This window comes from Saccharothrix ecbatanensis, from assembly GCF_014205015.1.
Taxonomy (GTDB): Bacteria; Actinomycetota; Actinomycetes; order Mycobacteriales; family Pseudonocardiaceae; genus Actinosynnema; species Actinosynnema ecbatanense.
Genome location: NZ_JACHMO010000001.1, coordinates 6,385,460 through 6,406,905, shown reverse-complemented (window position 1 = coordinate 6,406,905; position 21,446 = coordinate 6,385,460). Strand labels below are relative to the sequence as shown.

17 protein-coding genes are annotated in these 21,446 nt (G+C 70.2%); 7 read left to right on the top strand and 10 right to left on the bottom strand.

The features are described from left to right. Positions 1-42: 42 nt before the first annotated feature. The gene (locus F4560_RS27335) at positions 43-834 is read left to right on the top strand and encodes a hypothetical protein (protein WP_184924546.1); all 792 of its coding nucleotides are present in this window, start codon (positions 43-45) and stop codon (positions 832-834) included. Between the two features lie 16 nt (positions 835-850). On the opposite strand, the gene F4560_RS27330 is transcribed toward F4560_RS27335, so the two are convergent. Together F4560_RS27330 and F4560_RS27325 are read right to left on the bottom strand one after the other, a co-directional pair. Then, the gene (locus F4560_RS27330) at positions 851-1,675 is read right to left on the bottom strand and encodes a hypothetical protein (protein ID WP_184924544.1); all 825 of its coding nucleotides are present in this window, start codon (positions 1,673-1,675) and stop codon (positions 851-853) included. A 69-nt stretch (positions 1,676-1,744) separates the two neighbouring features. After that, positions 1,745-3,400 carry an FAD-binding dehydrogenase gene (locus F4560_RS27325; protein ID WP_184924541.1) on the bottom strand — a complete coding sequence of 552 codons (1,656 nt, stop codon included), beginning with the start codon at positions 3,398-3,400 and terminating at the stop codon, positions 1,745-1,747. 71 nt (positions 3,401-3,471) lie between these two features. Between F4560_RS27325 and F4560_RS27320 the strand changes: the two genes are divergently transcribed. Next, on the top strand, positions 3,472-3,945 hold the full coding sequence (locus F4560_RS27320; RefSeq protein ID WP_312869508.1) for a cupin domain-containing protein: 474 nt from the start codon (positions 3,472-3,474) through the stop codon (positions 3,943-3,945). Between the two features lie 291 nt (positions 3,946-4,236). Here the strand turns inward: F4560_RS27320 and F4560_RS27315 are convergent, their stop codons facing one another. Continuing rightward, on the bottom strand, positions 4,237-5,067 hold the full coding sequence (locus F4560_RS27315; RefSeq protein ID WP_184924539.1) for a hypothetical protein: 831 nt from the start codon (positions 5,065-5,067) through the stop codon (positions 4,237-4,239). Between the two features lie 256 nt (positions 5,068-5,323). On the opposite strand from F4560_RS27315, the gene F4560_RS27310 reads away from it, so the two are divergent. Next, positions 5,324-8,566, top strand: a complete 3,243-nt coding sequence (locus F4560_RS27310) for a S8 family serine peptidase (RefSeq protein WP_184924537.1) — start codon at positions 5,324-5,326, stop codon at positions 8,564-8,566. A gap of 79 nt (positions 8,567-8,645) precedes the next feature. On the opposite strand, the gene F4560_RS27305 is transcribed toward F4560_RS27310, so the two are convergent. From F4560_RS27305 to F4560_RS27285, 5 genes are all read right to left on the bottom strand, one after another. Beyond that, positions 8,646-9,047 carry a hypothetical protein gene (locus tag F4560_RS27305; RefSeq protein ID WP_184924535.1) on the bottom strand — a complete coding sequence of 134 codons (402 nt, stop codon included), beginning with the start codon at positions 9,045-9,047 and terminating at the stop codon, positions 8,646-8,648. Between the two features lie 48 nt (positions 9,048-9,095). Next, positions 9,096-10,235 (bottom strand): mechanosensitive ion channel family protein, encoded by a 1,140-nt coding sequence (locus F4560_RS27300; protein ID WP_184924523.1) that lies wholly within the window; start codon positions 10,233-10,235, stop codon positions 9,096-9,098. A 159-nt stretch (positions 10,236-10,394) separates the two neighbouring features. Further along, entirely contained in the window at positions 10,395-11,732 is a 1,338-nt protein-coding gene (locus F4560_RS27295; protein WP_184924522.1) for a DUF4153 domain-containing protein, read from the bottom strand. A 122-nt stretch (positions 11,733-11,854) separates the two neighbouring features. Next, the gene (locus F4560_RS27290) at positions 11,855-12,874 is read right to left on the bottom strand and encodes a HAMP domain-containing sensor histidine kinase (protein ID WP_184924519.1); all 1,020 of its coding nucleotides are present in this window, start codon (positions 12,872-12,874) and stop codon (positions 11,855-11,857) included. Next, the gene (locus tag F4560_RS27285) at positions 12,871-13,545 is read right to left on the bottom strand and encodes a response regulator transcription factor (protein WP_184924517.1); all 675 of its coding nucleotides are present in this window, start codon (positions 13,543-13,545) and stop codon (positions 12,871-12,873) included. Before F4560_RS27285 ends, F4560_RS27290 begins: the two co-directional genes overlap by 4 nt. A 349-nt stretch (positions 13,546-13,894) precedes the next feature. On the opposite strand from F4560_RS27285, the gene F4560_RS27280 reads away from it, so the two are divergent. Both F4560_RS27280 and recD2 read left to right on the top strand, forming a co-directional pair. Further along, positions 13,895-14,863 carry a hypothetical protein gene (locus tag F4560_RS27280; protein WP_184924515.1) on the top strand — a complete coding sequence of 323 codons (969 nt, stop codon included), beginning with the start codon at positions 13,895-13,897 and terminating at the stop codon, positions 14,861-14,863. A gap of 38 nt (positions 14,864-14,901) precedes the next feature. Beyond that, positions 14,902-17,067, top strand: coding sequence for an SF1B family DNA helicase RecD2 (gene recD2, locus F4560_RS27275; protein ID WP_312869507.1), 2,166 nt, complete (start codon positions 14,902-14,904; stop codon positions 17,065-17,067). Between the two features lie 50 nt (positions 17,068-17,117). Here recD2 and F4560_RS27270 read toward each other — a convergent pair whose 3' ends face one another. After that, positions 17,118-17,951: a MerR family transcriptional regulator gene (locus F4560_RS27270; RefSeq protein WP_184924513.1), complete on the bottom strand. Its 834-nt coding sequence runs from the start codon at positions 17,949-17,951 to the stop codon at positions 17,118-17,120. A 51-nt stretch (positions 17,952-18,002) separates the two neighbouring features. After that, positions 18,003-18,245 (bottom strand): DUF2630 family protein, encoded by a 243-nt coding sequence (locus F4560_RS27265; protein WP_312869506.1) that lies wholly within the window; start codon positions 18,243-18,245, stop codon positions 18,003-18,005. Between the two features lie 162 nt (positions 18,246-18,407). On the opposite strand from F4560_RS27265, the gene F4560_RS27260 reads away from it, so the two are divergent. Continuing rightward, positions 18,408-20,174 (top strand): M14 family zinc carboxypeptidase, encoded by a 1,767-nt coding sequence (locus F4560_RS27260; protein ID WP_312869505.1) that lies wholly within the window; start codon positions 18,408-18,410, stop codon positions 20,172-20,174. 68 nt (positions 20,175-20,242) lie between these two features. Continuing rightward, positions 20,243-21,238: a dTDP-glucose 4,6-dehydratase gene (gene rfbB, locus F4560_RS27255; protein ID WP_184924509.1), complete on the top strand. Its 996-nt coding sequence runs from the start codon at positions 20,243-20,245 to the stop codon at positions 21,236-21,238. Positions 21,239-21,446: the final 208 nt, after the last annotated feature.

The following is a 21,446-nucleotide window of genomic DNA, read 5'->3' as shown; positions in this document are numbered from 1 at the left end:
TGACCGCGCCCCTACATTGGTCCGGGACATCGAGGGGCGGCGATGGTGAACGACGAATCCACCTTCCGGAACTCGGTGGACCGCACCACCGGCGGAACGGTGTTGCAGGCCGGTGTGGTGCACGGCGGCATCCACGTGGACAAGCGCGGCTTCCGCTGGTGGCACGCGTGGGCCGCGGTCGCGGCGATCGGGCTGGTGCTCGGTGGCGCGGCCTTCTACGGGTACTGGTCGCGCGAATCCGACCTCACGGCCACCGCCGCCTACCAGCCGGACGTGGACCTGCCCGCCGCCGTGCTCGGGGAGAACCTGGGGCCGCGGGACTTCCCGAACGACAAGAGCTGCCGATCGGTCGTCCAGTGGGCGGTCGCGCGGGGCGGCACCTACGCGAGCGGCACGGTGGTCCGCCTCAACCTGCACAACCAGGGCGGCACGGCCGTGGTGAACCGCATCGTCGTGCGGGTCACCGAACGGCTGGCCCCGCCGACCGGCACGGCGTTCGGCTGCGTCACGTCCGGCTCGCCCGACCGCGTCGTGGTGGACCTGGACGAGGACAGCCCGGTCGTGCGCCACCAGACCCGGGACGGCAGCGCGGGCAGCCCCTACGCGGCGGACACCGTGCAGGAGTTGGCGCACGACGCCACCAAGACCATCGACATCACCCCGATCACCACGAAGTGCTTGTGCCGCTGGCAGATCGACGTCGAGTACACCAGCCGCGGCAAGCCGGGCACCAAGACCGTGACCGGGCCGGACGGCGACTTCGCCACCGCCGCCACGAGCGGCGTCGCGCACTCGTACGCGTCGCTCGGTGGCACGGTGTGGTCGGGCCGCTAGCAGACCTCCGCGACGGTCAGCACTCGGCGCGGAACCCCGGCGGACCGGGCTCGGCGCACCAGACGAAGACCTCGTCGAAGTCGTAGGTGCGCTGAGCCGCCTCGGTCACGAACGCCTGTCCGTAGCCGTCCCGGTCGAGGACCTTGGTGCGCTGCACGCCGTCCGCGGTGTAGTCGATCTCGACCTGCCACTGGTGGACGTTGCCCATCGCGACGACCAACCCCTCCACCGTCCACGCCTCGCCGCGGTCCGCGGTCACGGTGTTCGGCAGGGTGGCGCCGTCCCGGAGCGGCTCGTGCACCTCGGCCTCGTGCGCGTGGACTTCGAAGTCGTTCCGCCACCCGCCGCTGTCACGGGGTTGCTTGCACTGGTAGAGGTAGCGCGGCGCGTCGCCCACCCAGCGGACGTCCAGGCGGCGAACCCGCAGCGCGGTGACCGTGACGGTCTTGAACGACCTGGGCACCACGGTGATCCGGACGTTCGTCTGGTGCCCGTCGACCCCGCCGGCCGCACGCGCGGCGCGGTAGGGCGGGGCGCAGTCGCCGGCGCCCGCCCGTGAGTCGCCCGGCGGACCGCCGACCTCGGGCAGCCCGTCCGGTCGGGTCCTGATCACCTGCGCCCACGACCCGGGGACGCGTCCGGCGTAGAAGTCGGCGGGCTCGTCCGGTTCGGGGTCGCTCCGGTTATCCGGCTGTGCCGATGCCGATGTCGACGTCGGTGACGCGGACGGCACGGCTCCGGTCGCGGGTGGGTCGGCGGTGAGGCGGTAGCCGGTCCACGCGGCGGCACCGAGCACGACCACCGCCACCAACGCGACCGCCACCCGCCGTACCCACGCCATCAGCCGAAGGTAGCGGTGGGTCCGGTGTGGCGGTCCGCAGTTCTGCCTACACGAACGGGTGGTGCGCGGTCAGCCGGTCGCCTCGGCGGCGGCGCGGCCGGCCACGCGGCCGGAGAACAGGCAGCCGCCCAGGAACGTGCCCTCCAACGCGCGGTAGCCGTGGACGCCGCCGCCGCCGAAACCGGACGCCTCACCGGCCGCGTAGACGCCGGGCAGGGGCGAGCCGTCAGATTGAAGGACCCGGGCCGACAAGTCGGTGTGCAAGCCGCCCAGGGTCTTGCGCGTCAGCACGGAGAGGCGCACGGCGATCAGCGGCCCGGCCTTCGGGTCCAGCAACGGGTGCGGCTCGACCACCCGGATCAGCTTGTCCGTGATGAACTTCCGGGCCTCGCGCATGGCGTTGATCTGCATGTCCTTGCCCAGCCCGGAGATCACCTGCCGGTCGCGCTCGACGATCGTGCGGTGCAGGGCGGCGGCATCGATCATGGACGTGCCGGTCAGCTTGTTCATCCCGGCCGCCAGCTCGGCCGCCGTGCGCCCGAAGATGAACTCCTCCGACCGCTTCGCGAACTCCTCCACCGGCGCGACGGCGCCCGGCAGCGCGCGCTTCAGCACCGCACGGACGTCCTTGCCGGTCAGGTCGGGGTTCTGCTCCGACCCGGACAGCGCGAACTCCTTGCCGATGATCCGCTGGTTCAGCACGAACCACGAGTACCCGTGCCCGGTCTTCACGATGTGCTCCAACGCCCCCAACGCGTCGAAGCCCGGGAACAGCGGGATCGGCAGCCGCTGCCCGGTGGCGTCCAGCCACAGCGACGACGGCCCCGGCAGGATGCGGATGCCGTGCCTGCTCCAGATCGGCGCGTAGTTGGCGATGCCCTCGGGGTAGTGCCACATGCGGTCTTCGTTGATGATCTCGCCGCCGGTGTCCTGCACGACCTTCAGCATCTCGCCGTCGACGTGGTCGGGGACACCGGACAGCATGTGCGCGGGCGGCGTGCCGAGGCGCGCGGGCCAGTTGCGGCGGACCATGTCGTGGTTCGCGCCGATGCCACCGGACGTGACGACGACCGCCTGCGCACGCAGCTCGAAGTCCGAGACGACCGTGCGCGAACTGGCCACCCCACGCTCGACGGCACTGTCCTCCAGCACGGAGCCGCGCACGCCGTCCACCGCACCGCCCGTCATGGTCAGCCCGGTGACGCGGTGCCGGAACTTCAGCTGCACGAGCCCGCGCTCCACGCCCTCCCGCACCCGCCGCTCGAACGGCGCGACGATCCCGGGCCCGGTGCCCCAGGTGACGTGGAACCGGGGCACGGAGTTCCCGTGGCCGTCGGCCAGGTACCCGCCGCGCTCGGCCCACTGCACGAGCGGGAACCAGCGCACGCCCATCGCGTGCAGCCACGACCGCTTCTCGCCCGCCGCGAAGTTCACGTAGGCCTCGGCCCACCGACGCGGCCAGTGGTCGCACTCCCGGTCGAACGCGGCCGAGCCCAGCCAGTCCTGCAACGCCAGCTCCGCCGAGTCCTTGACCTTCAGCCGCCGCTGCTCCGGGCTGTCCACCAGGAACAACCCGCCGAACGACCAGAACGCCTGCCCGCCGAACGCCGCCTCCGGCTCCTGGTCGAGCAGGATGACCTTGCGTCCCGCGTCGACCAGCTCGGCGGTGGCGACGAGACCCGCCAGACCCGCGCCGACGACGATGACATCCGCGTCATGTGCCATCGGGCGAGTCTAGATCGAAGTGCGCGTGGTGGACGAGAGTTGAAGAAGATTCACTTTAGGGAGTGGTCACGGTGACGTACACGGGTGACGTGGGCGAGGTCAGCGCGGTGTGGCGACCGGTGGCGGAGGTGCGGACCATCGACCGGCCGCAGAGCCAGGCACGGCTGGTCGCGCCGGGCACCGTCACGCGCAACCAGTTCGGCCTGTTCGACTGGCGGATGAAGCCGCGCGCGGGCGGCGCCGCACCGCACTTCCACAAGACGTTCTCGGAGTCGTTCTACGTGACCGCCGGAGTGGTCAGCCTGTTCAACGGCGAGACGTGGGTGAACGGCGCAGCGGGTGATTTCCTGTACGTGCCGGAAGGCGGTGTCCACGCTTTCCGCAACGACACCGACGAACCCGCCTCGATGTTGATCCTGTTCGCGCCCGCCCCGCCCCGGGAGAAGTTCTTCCTGGAACTCGCGGAGATCCTTGATTCGGGGCGGCAGTTGAGCCGCGAGGAGTGGGCCGAATTCTACGCCCGGCACGACCAGTACATGGTCTGAGCTGCGGCTACCGATTACCGGTGACCCAAGTAAAGGCCGTCGGCCGTCCGGTGGGGGAACCGTTCGGCCGACGGCGGTCGGGTGTGCGTGGGCGCAACCTGCAACGTCTCGGGGAGAGGTTGCCTCGCGGGCATTGGGGGGTGGTGCCTGCGGGGCCTGACGTCCGGTGCGGCGTCCACTTGCCGACCAACAGTAGAACGGGGGGTGTCCGGTGGGTGTTCCCCGGATTACCCCCGGCGTGGCAGGCATCACTACGGAGCGTCAGCGCCGGCGGTGACGGTCCGAAGTCGATCAGGCGTCACCGCGCAGCTCGGTCATCCGGGTCTCGGCCCCTGCGAGCTTCTCCCGGGAGGTCTCGGCCCGGCGCTTGGCCCGCGCCAGCCTGGTGGACGCCTCCTGCTCGGCCTGCTGCGCCCGCCGCAGCTCGGCCTGCAGCGTGGCGGTGTGCTCCTCGCGCTCGGCCAACGTCTGCTCGGCCTCCGTCACGGCCGTGTCCGCCTTCTTCACGTCGGCCTGCGCGGCGCTGATGTCGTCCCGAGCGCGCGCCAGCTGCCGTTCCCGCCGCTGCTCACGGCGTGGAGCCAAGTCGTCGCGCACCGGCACGGCGTGCTCGCTCAACGGCCCGAAGCCGGACAGCTCGACCGGCTTGACCAGCCGACCCGCCTTGATCCGCGCCGCCAGCACCGCGTCGGCCAACGCCGCGGTCAACGTGGTGCGCACCTGCTGCACCGCGTCCGACCCGAGCGGCTGACCGGCGTCCTTCGCCAACGACTCCACCCGCCGCACGAGCGCGCTCAGCACCGCACGCCGCCGCGCACCGAGCTGCCGCAGCGCGCTACCGCGCAATTCCTCCTGCGCGGTACGCAGCTCGTCACCCAGGGCGACTGCTTCGGCCAGGTCGGACGCGCCCTCGCGGGCCAGCAGGTTCAGCGCCCACGCCGACGCGGTCGGCTTGCGCAGGGCCGAGATCTGCTTGGCCAACGCCTTGTCGCCGTGCTCGGTGGCGATGCGCGCGTGGGTGTCCCTGGCCGCGACGAAGTCCGCCGGCGGCAGGGCGTACAGCTCGTCGGCGATCCGGTCGATCGGCTCTGTGTCCACGATGTAGTCCAGTGTGCTCGCCATCGCGTTGATGTGCGATTTGTTACGGATTTCCCACGCTTCCGAGCGGTTCACCGTTGACAGTGTTTGACATTCCGGCCGGTCGGCTCTTGACTGGAGTAGTCGCACCCGTTCCGGAGTTGTGCGGCACTTCTCGCGCGTTTGCGCAATAGCCCGATCAGTCCAATGTGGACTTGTCATTGGGGCCATTCGCCCGATTGTCACCCGGTGGTCGGAGAGATGTGCTTGCGCCAATCTTTCCCCACGAAGGGTTTGCGCCGTGATCAACTCAGGAAGCCGGTGGAGACACCGCACCAGTGCGGCCTTGCTGGCCGCCGTGCTGGGCACCACTGGGTTCGGCTTCGTCGCCGGGTCGGCCGTCGCGCAGGAGGCGCCATCCGCCCCCGCGCCCGCCGACAAGCAACTCGACAAGCAGGACAGGGAGCGCGTCGCCGAGGCCGCGAAGGCCGGCCAGGCGAACGTCACGCTCCTGGTCGCCGCCGAGGAGGGCAAGCTCGACTCCGCCGTCAACGACCTCAAGGGTCTGGGCGGCGTGGTGGAGTCCACCGAGCGTGACGTCGACTACCTCAAGGTCTCGGTGCCGCGGGACAAGGCCGAGCAGGCCGCCAAGCTCGCGTCGGTGAACGCGGTGGACGTGGACGGCCTGGTCGTCCTCGACAACCCGCGTCCCGAGGGCGCGTCGTCCCCGCTGCCGCAGTCGGCTCCGGGCGCGTCGACGCCCAAGATGAACCCGTACATGCCGACGCAGGACACCAAGGCCGCGCAGTTCACGTCCGAGCACCCCCGCTGGGACGGCCGCGGCACCACGATCGCGATCATGGACTCCGGCATCGACCTGGACCACCCGGCCCTGGCGACCACCACGACCGGTGAGCGCAAGGTCGTCGACTGGTACAACGCCAACGCCACCAACTCCGGTGACGGCACGTGGGTCCAGCTCGCCGGCCGCTACAACGGCGCGTTCGCCAACGCCGGCGTGAACTACAAGGCCCCGGCCACCGGCGGCCCGTACAGCTTCGGCCTGTTCCGCGAGACCGCGGGCGACCTGGGCCTCGCCAACAGCGAGATGGGCGGTGACATCAACCGCGACGGCGACCGCGTGGACGCGTTCGGCGTGATCCAGGACGTCACCACCAAGGAAGTCCTCGTGGACGTGGACGGTGACGGCGACTTCACCGACCAGACCGCGATGATCGACTTCAAGTACAAGAAGGACGTCGGCCACTTCGGCGTCGACAACCCGGCCACGCCGGTGCTCGACACCATCGCGTTCGTGGTGCAGACCGACAAGTCGAACTACGACGCCGGCGCCACCGCGTGGGTCAACATCGGCATGTCGGCCGCGCACGGCACGCACGTCGCGGGCATCACGTCGGCGAACAAGATGTTCGGCGGCAGGATGGTCGGCGCGGCGCCCGGCGCCAAGCTGATGGCCGTCAAGGTCTGCCTGTCGACCCCGTCGTGCACGAGCAGCGGCCTGATCGACGGCCTGCTGTACGCGGCCCGCAACGGCGCCGACGTCGTCAACATCTCGATCGGCGGCCTGCCGGCGCTCAACGACGGCAACAACGCGCGGGCGAAGCTCTACGACCGCACCATCGCCGAGTACAACGTGCAGGTGTTCATCTCCGCCGGCAACAGCGGCGCGGGCGCGAACACCGTCGGCGACCCGTCGGTGACCACGGACGCGATGAGCGTCGGCTCGTACATCACCGCCGACACCTGGCTGTCCAACTACGGCTCGGTGACGCAGCAGCGCGAGGGCCTGCACGGCTTCTCGTCGCGCGGTCCGCGTGAGGACGGCGGCTTCAAGCCGAACATCGTCGCGCCCGGCTCGGCGATCTCCACCACGCCGCAGTGGCAGGCGCCCGGCCCGGTGGCCGGCACCTACGACCTGCCCGCCGGCTACGCCATGTTCAACGGCACGTCGATGGCCGCCCCGCAGGCGACCGGCGCCGCCGCGCTGCTCATCAGCGCGTACAAGGCCGAGCACAACGGCGAGCGCCCGCCCGTCGCGGCGCTGCGCAACGCCATCCAGTCCGGCGCCAAGTGGGTCACCACGTTGCAGGCCTACGAGCAGGGTGCCGGTCTCTTCGACACCAAGCGCGCGTGGGCACAGCTCAACGCCCACCCGGACACGCACGCCGTCACCACGTCGGTGGCCGTGAACACCGCGCTGTCCGGTCTGCTGGCCACCCCGAACACGGGCGTCGGCATCCACGACCGCGAGGGCGTGTCCGTGGGTGCGGAGTACACGCGCACCTACACCCTGACCCGCACCACGGGTCCGGCCGGCAACCAGCGGTTCTCCGTCAAGTGGCAGGGCAACGACGGCACGTTCTCGTCCAAGTCCTCGGTCACCCTGCCGCTGAACACGCCGGTGACGTTCGACGTCAAGGTCAAGCCGGCCACGGCGGGCGCGCACTCGGCCGTGCTGAAGCTCGACAACGCGGTCACCCCGGGCATCGACGTGTTCACCCTGAACACCGTGTTCGCGGCGGACGAGTTCACCGCGGCGGGCAAGTACGCGGTGACCAAGACCGGCTCGATCGCGCGCAACCAGTCGCAGAACTTCTTCGTGAAGGTGCCGGTCGGCACCAGCGCGCTGAAGGTCGACATGGCGGCCGGTGGCGCCGAGGCGGGCAAGGGCCAGGTCCGGTTCCTGCGCTACGACCCGTACGGCGTGCCGTTCGACACCACGTCGTCGACCAACTGCTACAACCCCGACGCGGGCGCCGGCTGTGCCGGTGGCACGCCGACCAGCCGCACGGTGAGCAACCCGACGCCGGGCGTGTGGGAGATCGTGGTCGAAGGGCGTCGCACCTCGGACGCCGACTCGGCGCCGTTCTCGGTGTCCGCGTCCGTCCTGGGCACGATGGTCAGCCCGAACCCGGACACCATCCCGTCGGCCACGATCGGCACCCCGATCAGCCGCGAGTACACGGTGACCAACTCGCTGGCCACGTTCACCGGCAAGCTCGTCGGCGGTTCGCTGTCCAGCGCCCGGATCTCCCGCCCGTCGATCGCCGACGCGACGGTCCAGGCGTACGACCTGGTCGTGGCGCCGGGCTCCACGTCGCTGCGCGCGACGATCGGCAACACCGGTGACGTGTCCGCCGACCTCGACCTGTTCGTCTACAACTGCACGTCCGGCACCTGCGTGCTGGCCGGTCAGGCGGCGGACGGCGACTCGGAGGAGTCCGTCACGATCAACAACCCGGCCGCGGGCGCGTGGCAGGTGCGGGTGGACGGCTACGAGGTGCCCGCGGGCACCACGGAGTACGACTACATCGACCTGTTCGCCGCTCCGGGCCTCGGCTCGGTCGACGTGACCGACACCGACTCCGAGCGCACCGCCGGTGAGACGTGGACGGTGCCGGGCACGGTGACGGTCGCCGGCCAGGCCGGTGCCGGTCGCGTGCTGCGCGGTGAGCTGACCGTGCGCACGGCGGACGGCGTGACCGTCGGCCGCAGCGCGGTGATCGTGCAGAACGTGGCCTGACGCCACCTGATCGACCTCAGGGCCACCTCCGCTTCGCGCGGGGGTGGCCCTGAGTTTTGTGCGTGGTCTTGTCCGTGGTCTACGGGGTGGGGTCGATGTTGGACAACGGTTCGTCGACGTCCACCCGGCTGATGCCCTCGATCGCCGTCACCTGCTCGGCCAGATCGACCGGGACGGACACGCGGACGTAGCCGATCGTGGTGTCGGTGGCCTCCACGGTGCCGCCCAGGCGTCGCAGGCCGGCGGCCACCTGATCGGTCTTGTCCCGCTCGGTGGCGACGGTCAGCACGACGGTCTTCACGCCCGAGCGCTTGGCCTGTTCGAGCACGTCCTTGCCCTGTGGGCTCAGCTTCGGGACCACTTGGACCTCCGAGATCGCACTGGTCGGGATCGTGAGGACGGGGTGGGAACCGGTGTCCTGCCGGTCGCCGCAGCCCGCCAGCGCCAGCCCTGCCAGCACCGGTAGTACGAGTCTCCGCATGCACCCTCCCGTGGAGCGATCCTGCCATCACAAGGACGGAAGTCGAGGTCAGCGGGGTTGCACGGGCTGGTCGGGTCCGCTGAACGCCTGCACGCGCTCTTCACCGTCCGCGCTCTCGCCGAACACGCGGTTGTCGGACGATTCGTGCATGGTCGGCACCGGCGCGTGGTCGGTGGCCCGGGGCAGGTCGCGCACCCGCACCTGCGGCAGCGAACCGGGGTGGTGCGCCCGCAGCCAGCCGACCAGGTGCTCGCGCACCACGCACCGCAGGTCCCACAGCCGGCCCGCGTCCGACGCGCTCACCAGGGCACGGACCCGCACGAACGACCCGACCGCGTCCGTCACCTGCATCACCGACACCCGGCCGTCCCACAGGTCGCTGCCTTCGAGCGCGTGTCGGAGCTCGTGCCGCAGTTCCTCCACCGGCACGGTCCAGTCGAGGTCCAGCTCCACCGTGCCGAGCAGCGCCGACTGCGTGCGCGTCCAGTTCTCGAACGGGCACTTGAGGAAGTAGGCGGTGGGCAGGATCAGGCGCCGGTCGTCCCACAGGTGCACGACCACGTAGGTGAGGGTGATGTCCTCGATCCGGCCCCACTGCTTCTCCACGATCACCACGTCGTCCAGCCGCAGCGCGTCGCTGAACGCGATCTGGACGCCGGCGAAGACGTTGCCCAGCAAGGACTGCGCCGCGAGTGCGGCGATGGCGCCGATGACACCGGCGGACGCCAGCAGGCTCGTTCCGGCGGCACGTGCGCCGGGGAACGTCATCAGCACGGCGGCGGCTGCCAGGACGCTGACGATCACGACGGTGACCCGGCGCACCAACGTGATCTGCGTGTGCACGCGTCGGGCGTGGCGGTTGTCCGACACGTCGACCCTGATGCGTGCCAGCGTCGCGTCCTCGATCACCACGAGCAGTGCGGCGAGCAGCCACGCGCCGGCGAGGATCAGCGCTATGCCCGTGGCGTGCAGGGCGGTCGGTCGCCAGTCGCCGCGGGCCGACACGCTCAGCGAGAACTGCACCGCCACCAGGACCGCCATGGCCACCGCGGGCTTGTGCGCGTGCCGGGCGAGGCCCTCGAACAGGGCGGACCGGCGGCCGATGCGCTGGACCACCCGGTGGACGAGCGTGACGGCGAGCAGTGCGACGAGCAGCGAGCCGGTGAACGTGAGGACGGCTGCGAGCACGGACGGGCACCTCCACTTCCACTCTTCCGGATCCGGACGTTCCCCCTCCCGTACCCATCCCGCCCCCCTCCCACCCTTCCCCTCCGCGCGAGTCGAACCCCCAGGTCCCGCGTGTCGAACCTCCAGACCCCGTGAGTCCTACGTTCAGGACCCCCGAATTCAACGCTCAGAACGTGTGCACCAGAGATTCTCGATCTCGGCGAGGGTGGTCCGGGCGTTCTGCCGCCCGAGGTTCCACGCGCGCCAGTCGTCGGCCGGGACGCGGCGGTAGGCCAGGGCGCAGTCGCGCAGTTCCGGCGGGAGCGAGGCGAGGGCGGGCACGGCGTCGTCGGACAGCCGGCTCAGGTACCGGATGTCGATCTTGTAAGTGGCGTGCCAGCGTTCGATGTTGCGCTCGGCGATGAACCGGTCCGGGTTGAGCGCGGCCAGCCCGAGGAGCGCGGCGAACCCCGTGCCCACGACGGCACGTGCCAGCCACGCGCCTTCCAGCCGCACGCCCGCGGCCAGGACCAGCAGGTACACCACGCCAAGCCACAGCTCGCATGCCGAGACGAGGACGCGGAGGACCGTGAACCCGTAAGCCTGCTGATAGAGCCACATGCGCGTGAGGGCGGAGGCGACGATCACCAGCGTCAGCACGCTGAGCGCACCGAGCAGGACGCGCAGCCACTGGCGGTCGGTGGGTGAGTCGAGCTGGGCCAGGCGGGCGACCATGGCGATCACGCACAGGGTCAGCACGGTGACGGCCAGCAGTTGCCAGAAGCCGCCGCGCGCGTGGTCGGCGTACGTGAGGTCGGCCGTGGTGATCACGTGCTCGTCGCCCGCGAAGAGGGTCGTGATCTGCACGGCCACGAACGCGGCGAAGAGCAGCACCAACGCGCCCACGGGCAGCACCCAGTCACGCCGCGCAACCGTGCGGGGGAGGACGGCCGTCCCGTCCAAGTCGACTGGTGAGGCGAGCAGGTAGCACGCGCCGACCGTGAGGAAAGCGACCGACAGGAACAGCGTGATCGGCCGGCCAGCCGATTCCTCGGGAATGACAAAGCTGAGCAGGTCCGCGAACGCCGCGTCGGCCCCGGCGAGCAGCGGCACGAACACCAGCAGCAGCCCGACCGTCACCAGGATGGGGCGCGTCATCGGCGGCGTTCCCCGTTCCTTCACACCGCGTGCCACCCACGGCAGCGCCCACACTGTCGCGACCGGCACGGCACCGGCGCCGAACACCAGGCCACGCGCGGTCCGCCCCCCGACGACCGCGAGTGATCCGGCGGCGCACCCGGCCAAGGCGCAGAGCACGAAGAGCCATTCCGCCGCGACGAACGCGCCGACGGCGAACAACGCCACCGACAGCACCGCCCACACCGGTCTGACTTTCCGCAGGAGTGCGAAGACGACGGCGGCGGTCAGCGACCAGCCGAGGCCCGGTCCGTCGGGGAGGAGAACGGCCCCTCCGATTCCGGCTGCGGCGCAGGTGAGCAGTGCACGGTTGGGTGACATCGGGTGTTGCCTCCAGGGCATGCGTCATCGTCCGCCGAGTGCGCGGAGGCGTTCTGAGCGTTGAATTCGGGTGTTCTGAACGTAGGACTCACGCGTCCTGAACGTAGGACTCACGCGGGAGGTCAGGTGGGGGTGGCGGGGAGGGTGGCTCGGATTCGGCAGCCGGGGCCGTCGACGACGGCGATGGTGCCGCCGTGCAGGTCGACGACCCAGCGGGCGATGTTCAGGCCGAGGCCGGTGCCACCGCCGCCCGCCCGTTCACCACGGGTGAAGCGCTCGAAAACGCGTTCACGGTCCTGTGGCGCGATTCCCGGCCCGTCATCGGCCACTTCGAGCACCAGATCAGTGCCCACGAAAGCCGAAATGCGCACCTCGCCGCCGGCCGGGCCGTGTCGAGCGGCGTTGTCCAAGAGGTTCGCCACCACTTGGGCCAATCGCGCCTCGTCGGCATAAACCGTGGCATCAGGCGGCGAAACGTCGACGGTGAACCGCACCCCCCGGGCGGCCACCGAAGCCTCGGCCACGACGTCCTCCAACAACGGCGCCAAAGCGAAAGAAGCCTTGTCCAACTTGTGCGCGCCCGCGTCTATCCGCGACAGGTCAAGCAATTCCGTCACCAACCGGCTCAACCGCTCGGTCTGCGCCAACGCCGTCCGCATCGTCGCCGCATCGGGCTTCGCGACCCCGTCCACCACGTTCTCCAGCACGCTCTGCAAAGCCGTGATCGGCGTCCGCAACTCGTGCGAGACGTTCGCGATCAGCTCCCGCCGCTGCTGGTCCGCCGCACCGAGATCGGCCGCCATCTGGTTGAACGCACCGGCCAGCTCGCCGACCTCGTCCCGCGCCGTCGCACGCACCCGCCGGCTGTAGTCGCCCGCCCTCATCGCCCGCACCGCCGCCGTCATCTCCCGCAACGGCTTGGTCATCCCGTGCGCGAGGATCTGCGACGTCACCAGCATGATCGCGACCGCACCGTACGTCGTGCCCGGCGCCAGCCACCCGATCCGGAGCCGGAAGTACGTGAACCCGGCCGCCGTCGCCGACACCACCAGGATCCCCAGCTTCAACTTGATCGACCGCACCGGGTCCAACGGGCGCGGCAGCAGCTCCACCGTGGTCAAGAACGCCGACCGCAGACTCATCTCGGAACCTCCAACGCGTAGCCGATCCCGTGCACGGTCCGGATCAGGTCCGTCCCCAACTTCCGCCGCAACGCCTTGATGTGGCTGTCCACGGTCCGCGTCCCGGTGCCGTCCGACCACCCCCACACCTCGCTCAACAACCGTTCACGGGACTGCACCGCGCGCGGCCGTTCGGCGAGGTGCACCAGCAGTTCGAACTCGGTCGGCGTCAAGTGCGCCTCCGCGCCGCCCCGCACCACCCGCCGTTCCGCCAAGTCGATCTCCAGGTCCGCCACCGTGATCCGGGCCGCCGCGGCCGAAGCCGCCCGTTCCACCCGACGCAACAGCGCGTGCACCCGTGCGGCCAGTTCACGGATCGAGAACGGCTTGGTCAGGTAGTCGTCAGCACCGACCGCGAGCCCCACCAACAGGTCCGTCTCGTCACCACGGGCGGTCAGCATGAGGACCGGCACCGGCCGCTGCGCCTGGATCCGCCGGCACACCTCCAGCCCGTCGAACCCCGGCAGCATCACGTCCAGCACCACGAGGTCCGGCCGGGTGTCCCGGGCACGGGCGACGGCGGACGGCCCGTCGTGCGCCAAGTCGACCTCGAACCCCTCGGCCCGCAGCCGTGCGGCCACGGACTCGGCGATGGTCAGGTCGTCCTCGACCACCAGAACGCGGCGTGTCATGGGGCCGACTCTAGGTGGGAGCCGTGGAGGTGGACGGTGCGAGTTGTGAACGTCCTGTGGAGAGATTCGCAGGCAACCTCGGCGCAGGTCAGACGTCCTCGCGGCCGGAGGCGCCCTGGTGTCGCCCGCCCGGCTCGGCGGCGGCTGAACGGGGGATTTCGGGAGCCTTTCCGGGTGCGGGCTGCTTTGCTGGTGGCCGGGAGGGACTTCACCAAGGGGGTTTGTCGTGAGACGGATGGTTGGCGCCGCTTTGGCGCTTGTCACGGTGGTTTTCGGTGCGCCCGCAGCGCATGCCCAGCCAGGGTTCGTAGAGCTGGCCACGCTACCCGGCGACACGAAGGGGTCGGCGGTGGCGATCAACGACGCCGGGGTGGTCGTCGGGCGCTCCATCGGCGCGGACGGGCAGACGCGCCAGGTGCGGTGGGATGCGAAAGGCGGGATCAGCGAGCTGGCACTGCCCGCCGGGGCCTATTACGCGACGCTCTTCGGAGTCGACGCGGACGGCGTGGCGTACGGCAACACCAGCACCGCCGAGCACTGGTCGCAGGCCACCCGGTGGAACGCCGACGGCTCGGCGACCGTCCTCGACCTGCTGCCCGGCGGCGAGTACAGCGTCGCCACCGCGGTGACCGAGAGCGGCCTGGTGGTCGGCTACGGCGGCGACGCGAACCGCACGCGTCAAGCGATCCGCTGGGGCCGTGACGGCACCGCCACCGTGCTGCCGGGGACCGGCTACGCGACCGAGGCCACCGCGGTCGACGAGAACGGCAGGATCGCGGGCCTCGCCTACACCTCGGACTACCTGATCCACTTCGTGCGGTGGGACGACGGCGTGCTGACGGACCTGGGCGCCGCGCCCAGCAGCACCTGGGCCAACGCGAAGGCGGTGAACGGGCGGTACGTCGTCGGCGATATCCAGCGCGGCGACCGGACCGGCTACGGCGTGCGCTGGGACGGTGCAGCCCTGGCCGAGTTGCCGACACCGCCCGACCAGTTCAGCACCCTGGCCGCCGTGGACGCGGACGGCACCGCGTTCGGGCAGGCGGGCAGCCGCCCGGTCCGGTGGTCCACCGACGGCACCGTCACGGACATGGCGCTGCCGACCGGGTACACGGCCGGCGAGGTGACGTTGCTCAACGACCACGGCGAGGCCGCCGGCACCGCGATCAGCAGGTACAACCGCCCGATCAGGTGGTCGAAATCAGGCAAGGTCACGCTGCTGCCGGTACCGGACGGCAACTACGGCTTCGCCCAGGGCATCAATGACCACGGCGTGGTGGTCGGCGAGTACGGCGGACGCGCGGTCCTGTGGCCCTGACCGCGCTGGTCGTCGGTGGCACGTCCTAGGGTGACCCGGTGGCTGACGCGATCCTCGAAGCAGTGCTGGAGCGGATCACGTTCGCCAACGAGGAGACCGGCTACACCGTCGCCCGCGTCGACACCGGCCGAGGAGCCGACCTCATCACCGTGGTCGGGTCGCTGCTCGGCGCGCAGCCCGGCGAGTCGATCCGGATGCGCGGCCGGTGGGGCTCGCACCCCCAGTACGGCAAGCAGTTCCACGTGGACGACTACACGACCGTGCTGCCCGCGACGATCCAGGGCATCCGCCGCTACCTCGGCTCCGGGCTGATCAAGGGCATCGGCCCGGTGCTGGCGGACCGGATCGTCACCCACTTCGGCGTCGACGCGCTGGACGTCATCGAGCACGAGCCGCAGCGCCTCATCGAGGTGCCCAAGCTCGGCCCGAAGCGGACCAAGCTGATCGCCGACGCGTGGGAGGAGCAGAAGGCGATCAAGGAGGTCATGGTCTTCCTCCAGGGCGTCGGCGTGTCGACGTCGTTGGCCGTGCGCATCTACAAGCAGTACAACGACAAGGCGATCGACGTCGTCCGCCAGGAGCCCTACCGCCTGGCGAACGACGTCTGGGGCATCGGCTTCCGCACCGCCGACGTGATCGCCAAGGCCGTCGGCATCCCGCACGACAGCCCGCAGCGGGTGAAGGCCGGGCTCCAGTTCACGCTGTCCGAGGCCACCGGCAACGGCAACTGCTACCTGCCTGAGAACGAGCTCATCGGCGACGCGATCAAGATCCTCCAGGTCGACGCGGGCCTGGTCATCGAGTGCCTGGCCGAGCTGGTGACGGAGGAGGGCGTGGTCCGCGAGATCATGCCGGACGGCGAGCCGGGCATCTACCTGGTCGCGTTCCACCGGGCCGAGATCTCGTTGGCGAACCAGCTGTTGCGGCTGCTCAGGACCGGTGACGAGCGGATGCCCGCGTTCCAGTCGGTCGACTGGGAACGGGCGTTCGCGTGGCTCGGCGCGTCGCTGGAGGAGAAGCAGCGTGACGCGGTCCAGCTGGCCCTGACCAGCAAGGTCGCCGTGCTGACGGGTGGTCCGGGGTGCGGCAAGAGCTTCACCGTGCGGTCGATCGTGAAGCTGGCGGTGGCGAAGGGGGCGAAGGTCGTGCTGGCCGCGCCGACCGGCCGTGCGGCCAAGCGGCTGAACGAGCTGACCGGGCACGAGGCGAGCACCGTGCACCGGTTGCTGGAGCTGAAGCCCGGCGGTGACGCCGCCTACGACCGCGACCGACCGCTCGACGCGGACCTCGTCGTGGTGGACGAGGCGTCGATGCTCGACCTGCTGCTGGCGAACAAGCTGGTGAAGGCCGTCGCGCCGGGCGCGCACCTGCTGTTGGTCGGCGACGTCGACCAGCTGCCGTCCGTCGGCGCCGGTGAGGTGCTGCGCGACGTGCTGTCGGACGGGAGCCCGATCCCGAACGTCCGGCTCACGCACATCTTCCGGCAGGCGCAGCAATCCGGCGTGGTGACCAACGCGCACCGGATCAACAGCGGTGACTATCCCATCGTGCAAGGGATGCCGGACTTCTTCCTGTTCCCGGCGGAGGAGGCGGAGGACGCGGCGGCGCTCGTGGTCGACGTCGTCGCCAACCGGATTCCCCGCAAGTTCGGCCTGAAGCCGCGCACGGACGTGCAGGTGCTCGCGCCGATGCACCGAGGGCCGGCGGGCGCGGGTGGGCTGAACACGTTGCTGCAAGAGGCTTTGACACCGTCCAAACCGGACATGCCGGAACGCCGGTTCGGCGGCCGGGTGTTCCGGGTCGGCGACAAGGTCACCCAGATGCGCAACAACTACGAGAAGAACGTCTTCAACGGCACGTTGGGTGTCGTCACGGCGATCGACCTCGTGGAGCAGAAGCTGACGGTGCGGACCGACGAGGACGAGGACGTCGACTACGAGTTCGGCGAGCTGGACGAGCTGACGCACGCGTACGCGATGACGATCCACCGTTCGCAGGGCAGCGAGTACCCGTGCGTGGTCATCCCGATCACGACGAGCGCGTGGATGATGCTCCAGCGGAACCTGCTGTACACGGCGGTGACGCGGGCGAAGAAGCTGGTGGTGCTGGTCGGGTCGCGGAAGGCGATCGGGCAGGCGGTCCGCACGGTGGGGGCCGGCCGTCGGCACACGGCGCTGGACCACCGGCTGGCGAAGCTGCTCTGAAGCTCCGTCCAGTGCCATGTGCCGACGGCGGTCTAACGCGGTCAGCGCGGTCAGCGCATCGGGAATGCCACGTCGCAGGCCACGTCGTCCGGACCTGCCTCGGTGATGTTCTCGAAGTAGACCTCACGGGGCGAGTCCGCGATTGTGAGGTCGTTTTCCTTCAACCACACGGCGACGGCGTCGTAGGCCGAGAGAATCTGCGGAAACACCACCTGGGCTTTTGTCAGCCTGACATAGGCCTCTTTGTGGGCCGGTTCGATTCGGTAGGCGGTGGTCGGGTCACCCGAGTCGGTCGGGGGGTTGATCGGGACGCAGGCCTCGACCGGGCCGTCGCTGTCCTCGTTCACCTCGCCGTGGTAGATGACGAACGGGGCGGCCGAGACCCCGCCGTACGCCTGGGCCGCCTTCTCCAAGCGGGCCATCGCGGCGCCGATCCAGTCCACCAACCCCGGCTGGAGCACGTGCCGCTGCTCCGTCAAAACCACCTGTTCGGGCACTTCACGCTGCTTGACCTCGTACATGTCCACCAAGCCCTTTCCTCCGGACAACACGACACGGAGGTGTGCGGCCAGCCCGCGCCGGACGGCCATCCGGTGCTCGACCTCGGCCCAGTAGTCGGCGACCAGGTCGGCCCGTTCGTCCTCGGGCGCGGCGACGATCCGGCCGACGTCGGCCAACGGCATGTCCAGCCTGCGCAGCAGCGCGACCAGGCGTGCCCCGGCCAACTGCTCCTCGCCGTACCACCGGTAGCCGTTGCCCTCGCCGATCTCGGCGGGCCGCAGCAGGCCTTGGCGCTCGTACAGCCGCAGTGCCTTCACCGACAGCCTCGACCGGCGGGCGAACTCCCCGATGCCCAGTAGCCGTGCCACCCGCACATCCTCCATGGCGACGACCATCCGGGCTGCCCCAGGGGCCGGGTCAAGGCGGCGCGGCGACTACTGTCGGTAACCCTCCACGGTGTCGGGGTCGCGGGGCTTGGCGGCGTCCGGATCCATACCGGCCGCACGTCGTGCCCGGCGCTGGCGGAGCAGGTCCCACGTCTGGTCCAGGGCGACTTCGAGGTCGCGCAGCCGCCGGGCGTCACCAGCGCTCAGACCCTCGCCGACGCGCGAACCCTCCAGCCGGTGTTCTTCCTCCACGAGCCGGCCGATGCGCTCGACTAGTTCTTCGTCCGTCACGACTCCTCCTCCATCCGGACCAAGATCGGGGTACCTCACCGTCATCCGTCAAAACCCGGGCCGCAACCCCCGGCCGCCACGACCAGGTATGGCCGGATGGCGGGTGTGCAAGCAGGTCCCCATACCCCATCCTCCGATTCACCCTGCCAAGGAGGAACAACCGTGAAGTCGACCAGACGTTCACTGCTGACGCTGGCCATAGCCGGTGTCGCGGCGGCGGCGGTGGTCACCGGGGGCACGCCCGGCACCGCCGGTCCCGCACCCGAGGTCGCCGCCGTGCAAGCCGGACCGACCTACGTCTACAAGGTCCACGCGCCCCTCGGCGCCGCCGCCCAGAACCTGCTCGGGCGCGGTTTCGACGTGCTGGAGGACCGCGACGGTGACTACCTGTTCGTGCTCGGCGACAAGGACACCGGTCAAGGCCTCAAGCAGTCCGGTTTCACCGCCGTCATCGACGAGGTGCTGCCCGCGCCCGAGTGGCAGCCGCCGGCCAAGAAGTCCCAGTCGCCGACGTTCGACGCGGCGGACATCAACGAGACGTACTACGGCGGCTACCGCACCATCAACGCCCACTGGTCGCACCTCGACCTGGTCGGCCAGCAGCACCCGGGTCTGACCACGCTGGTCGACTACGGCGACTCGTGGCGCAAGACCCAGGGCGCCGGCGGGTACGACCTGCGCGCGATCTGCATCACCAAGAAGAACGCCGGCGACTGCGCGCTGAACACGTCCGCGCCGAAGCCCCGGTTCTTCGTGATGGGTCAGCTGCACGCCCGCGAGCTGTCCACCGGTGACATCGCCTGGCGTTGGATCGACCACCTGACCACCGGTTACGGCGTCGACGCGGAGGTCACCGCGCTGCTCGACACCACCGAGGTGTGGGTCGTGCCGATCGCCAACCCGGACGGCGTGAACATCGTGCAGCAGGGCGGCAACTCGCCGCGCTACCAGCGCAAGAACGCCAACACCACGAACGGGTCGAGCTGCTCCGGCACGTCGTCGTCGCAGATCGGCATCGACCTCAACCGCAACACCGACTCGCACTGGGGTGGCGCGGGCACGTCGTCCGACCCGTGCGCCCAGACCTACAAGGGTCCGTCGGCGAACTCCGAGGTCGAGACGCGGGCGTTGCAGGGGTTGTGGCGCAACCTGTACCGCGACCGGCGCGGCACCGCCGTCACCGACGCCGCGCCCGCCGACACGACCGGCGTCGTCATCTCCATGCACAGCTACTCGAACCTGGTGCTGTTCCCGTGGGGCTGGACCACGTCGTACAAGACGGGCAACGACGCGGCGCTGCGCGGGATGGCGCGGGACATGGCGACGTTGGCCGGTGGCTGGCAGTACGGGCAGCCGGGCGAGGTGCTGTACAACGCGGCCGGCGCGACGGACGACTGGGTGTACGACGACCTGGGCGTGGCGTCGTTCGTGTGGGAGGTCGGGCCGTCGTCCGGCACCTGCTCGGGCTTCTTCCCGACGTACTCGTGCCAGGCGTCGACGTTCTGGCCGAAGGTCAAGCCGATGCTGATGTACGCGGCGAAGAAGGCGACCAGCCCGTACGGCGGTGGCACCCCGCCGCCCGGGTGCGCGAAGGCCACCAACGACGCCGATGTGGCGATCCCGGACAACGGGGCGGCCGTCACCAGCACCATCACCATCGCCGGGTGTGAGGGCAACGCTTCGGCGACGTCGCAGGTCGAGGTGCACATCGTGCACACCTACCGGGGTGACCTGGTGATCGACCTGGTCGCGCCGGACGGCTCGGCGTACCGGTTGAAGGCGTCGAACAACGACTCCGGCGACAACATCGACACCACGTACACCGCGAACGTCTCGTCCGAGGCGCGCAACGGCGCGTGGAAGCTGCGGGTCCAGGACGTGTACTCGGCGGACACCGGGCACATCAACTCCTGGAGCCTGACGCTCTAGGCCGGCTTTGTCTTGTAGACGGCCCGCGCGCTCCGGCACGCGGGCCGTCGACGTGGGTAGCGTGCGGTATGACATCAGTTCTCGTGACCGGCGCGGCCGGGTTCATCGGGTCGCACTTCACGCGTCACTGGGTGCGGGAGCATCCCTCCGATCGGGTGGTGGCGCTGGACGCGCTGACGTACGCGGGGACGGAGACGAACCTCGCCGACGTGCGGGACCGGATCACGTTCGTGCACGGCGACATCGCGTCGTTCGACCTGAGCGGGATCGACGTGGTGGTGAACTTCGCGGCCGAGTCGCACAACAGCCTGGCGGTGCTGGACCCGACCCGGTTCTTCCGGACCAACGTGATGGGCACGCAGGCGTTGCTGGAGGCGGCGCGGCGGGCGGGGGTGCGGCGGTTCCACCACATCTCGACGTGCGAGGTGTACGGGGACCTGGCGTTGGACGCTGTGTCGGCGTTCACGGAGGAGTCGCCGTACCGGCCGCGGACGCCGTACAACGCGAGCAAGGCAGGGGCGGACCACGCGGTGCGGGCGTACCACGAGACGTTCGGGCTGCCGGTGACGATCACGAACTGCGCGAACAACTACGGGCCGAACCAGTTCCCGGAGAAGGTGCTGCCGCTGTTCACGACGCGGGCGTTGGACGGGGGCGACCTGCCGGTCTACGCGTCGAAGGACAACCGCCGCGAGTGGATCCACGTGCTCGACCACTGCCGGGCGATCGAGGCCGTGCTGCTGCGTGGGCGGGTCGGGGAGACGTACCACGTGGGGACGGGGGTGGAGGCGAGCGTCGAGGAGATCGCGGACCTGGTGCTGGACGAGCTGGGCCTGCCGTCGTCGCGCAAGGCCACCGTGCCGGACCGTCCGGGGCACGACCGCCGTTACCTGCTCGACTCGACCAAGATCCGCCGTGAGCTCGGCTGGGAGCCGCGGGTGGACTTCGCCACCGGCGTCCGCGACACCATCCGCTGGTACGCCGACAATCGCTCCTGGTGGGAACCCCTGCGCGACCGCAGCCCGGTCTCCGAAACGTCCTGGACCCCGTCACCCGAGCGTTGAATTCGGGGGTCCTGAACGTAGGACACGCCTGTTCCGAACGTAGGACTCACGCGACGCGAACGTAGGACTCACGCGACCACCGCGTGAGTCCTACGTTCAGAACGCGTGAGTCCTACGTTCGGGACGGGTGAATTCAACGTTCGGGACGGCGGCGGGCCCTGCGGGGGAATGCCCGCAGGGCCCGTCGTGTGTGTGCCGTGTGTGCAGG

What these genes read in the sequence shown, in the direction of transcription:
- F4560_RS27335 (WP_184924546.1), top strand. Translation starts at nt 43, where the DNA reads ATGGTGAACGACGAATCCACCTTCCGGAACTCGGTGGACCGCACCACC.
- F4560_RS27330 (WP_184924544.1), bottom strand. Translation starts at nt 1,675, where the DNA reads ATGGCGTGGGTACGGCGGGTGGCGGTCGCGTTGGTGGCGGTGGTCGTG.
- F4560_RS27325 (WP_184924541.1), bottom strand. Translation starts at nt 3,400, where the DNA reads ATGGCACATGACGCGGATGTCATCGTCGTCGGCGCGGGTCTGGCGGGT.
- F4560_RS27315 (WP_184924539.1), bottom strand. Translation starts at nt 5,067, where the DNA reads ATGGCGAGCACACTGGACTACATCGTGGACACAGAGCCGATCGACCGG.
- F4560_RS27305 (WP_184924535.1), bottom strand. Translation starts at nt 9,047, where the DNA reads ATGCGGAGACTCGTACTACCGGTGCTGGCAGGGCTGGCGCTGGCGGGC.
- F4560_RS27295 (WP_184924522.1), bottom strand. Translation starts at nt 11,732, where the DNA reads ATGTCACCCAACCGTGCACTGCTCACCTGCGCCGCAGCCGGAATCGGA.
- F4560_RS27290 (WP_184924519.1), bottom strand. Translation starts at nt 12,874, where the DNA reads ATGAGTCTGCGGTCGGCGTTCTTGACCACGGTGGAGCTGCTGCCGCGC.
- F4560_RS27285 (WP_184924517.1), bottom strand. Translation starts at nt 13,545, where the DNA reads ATGACACGCCGCGTTCTGGTGGTCGAGGACGACCTGACCATCGCCGAG.
- F4560_RS27270 (WP_184924513.1), bottom strand. Translation starts at nt 17,951, where the DNA reads ATGGAGGATGTGCGGGTGGCACGGCTACTGGGCATCGGGGAGTTCGCC.
- rfbB (WP_184924509.1), top strand. Translation starts at nt 20,243, where the DNA reads ATGACATCAGTTCTCGTGACCGGCGCGGCCGGGTTCATCGGGTCGCAC.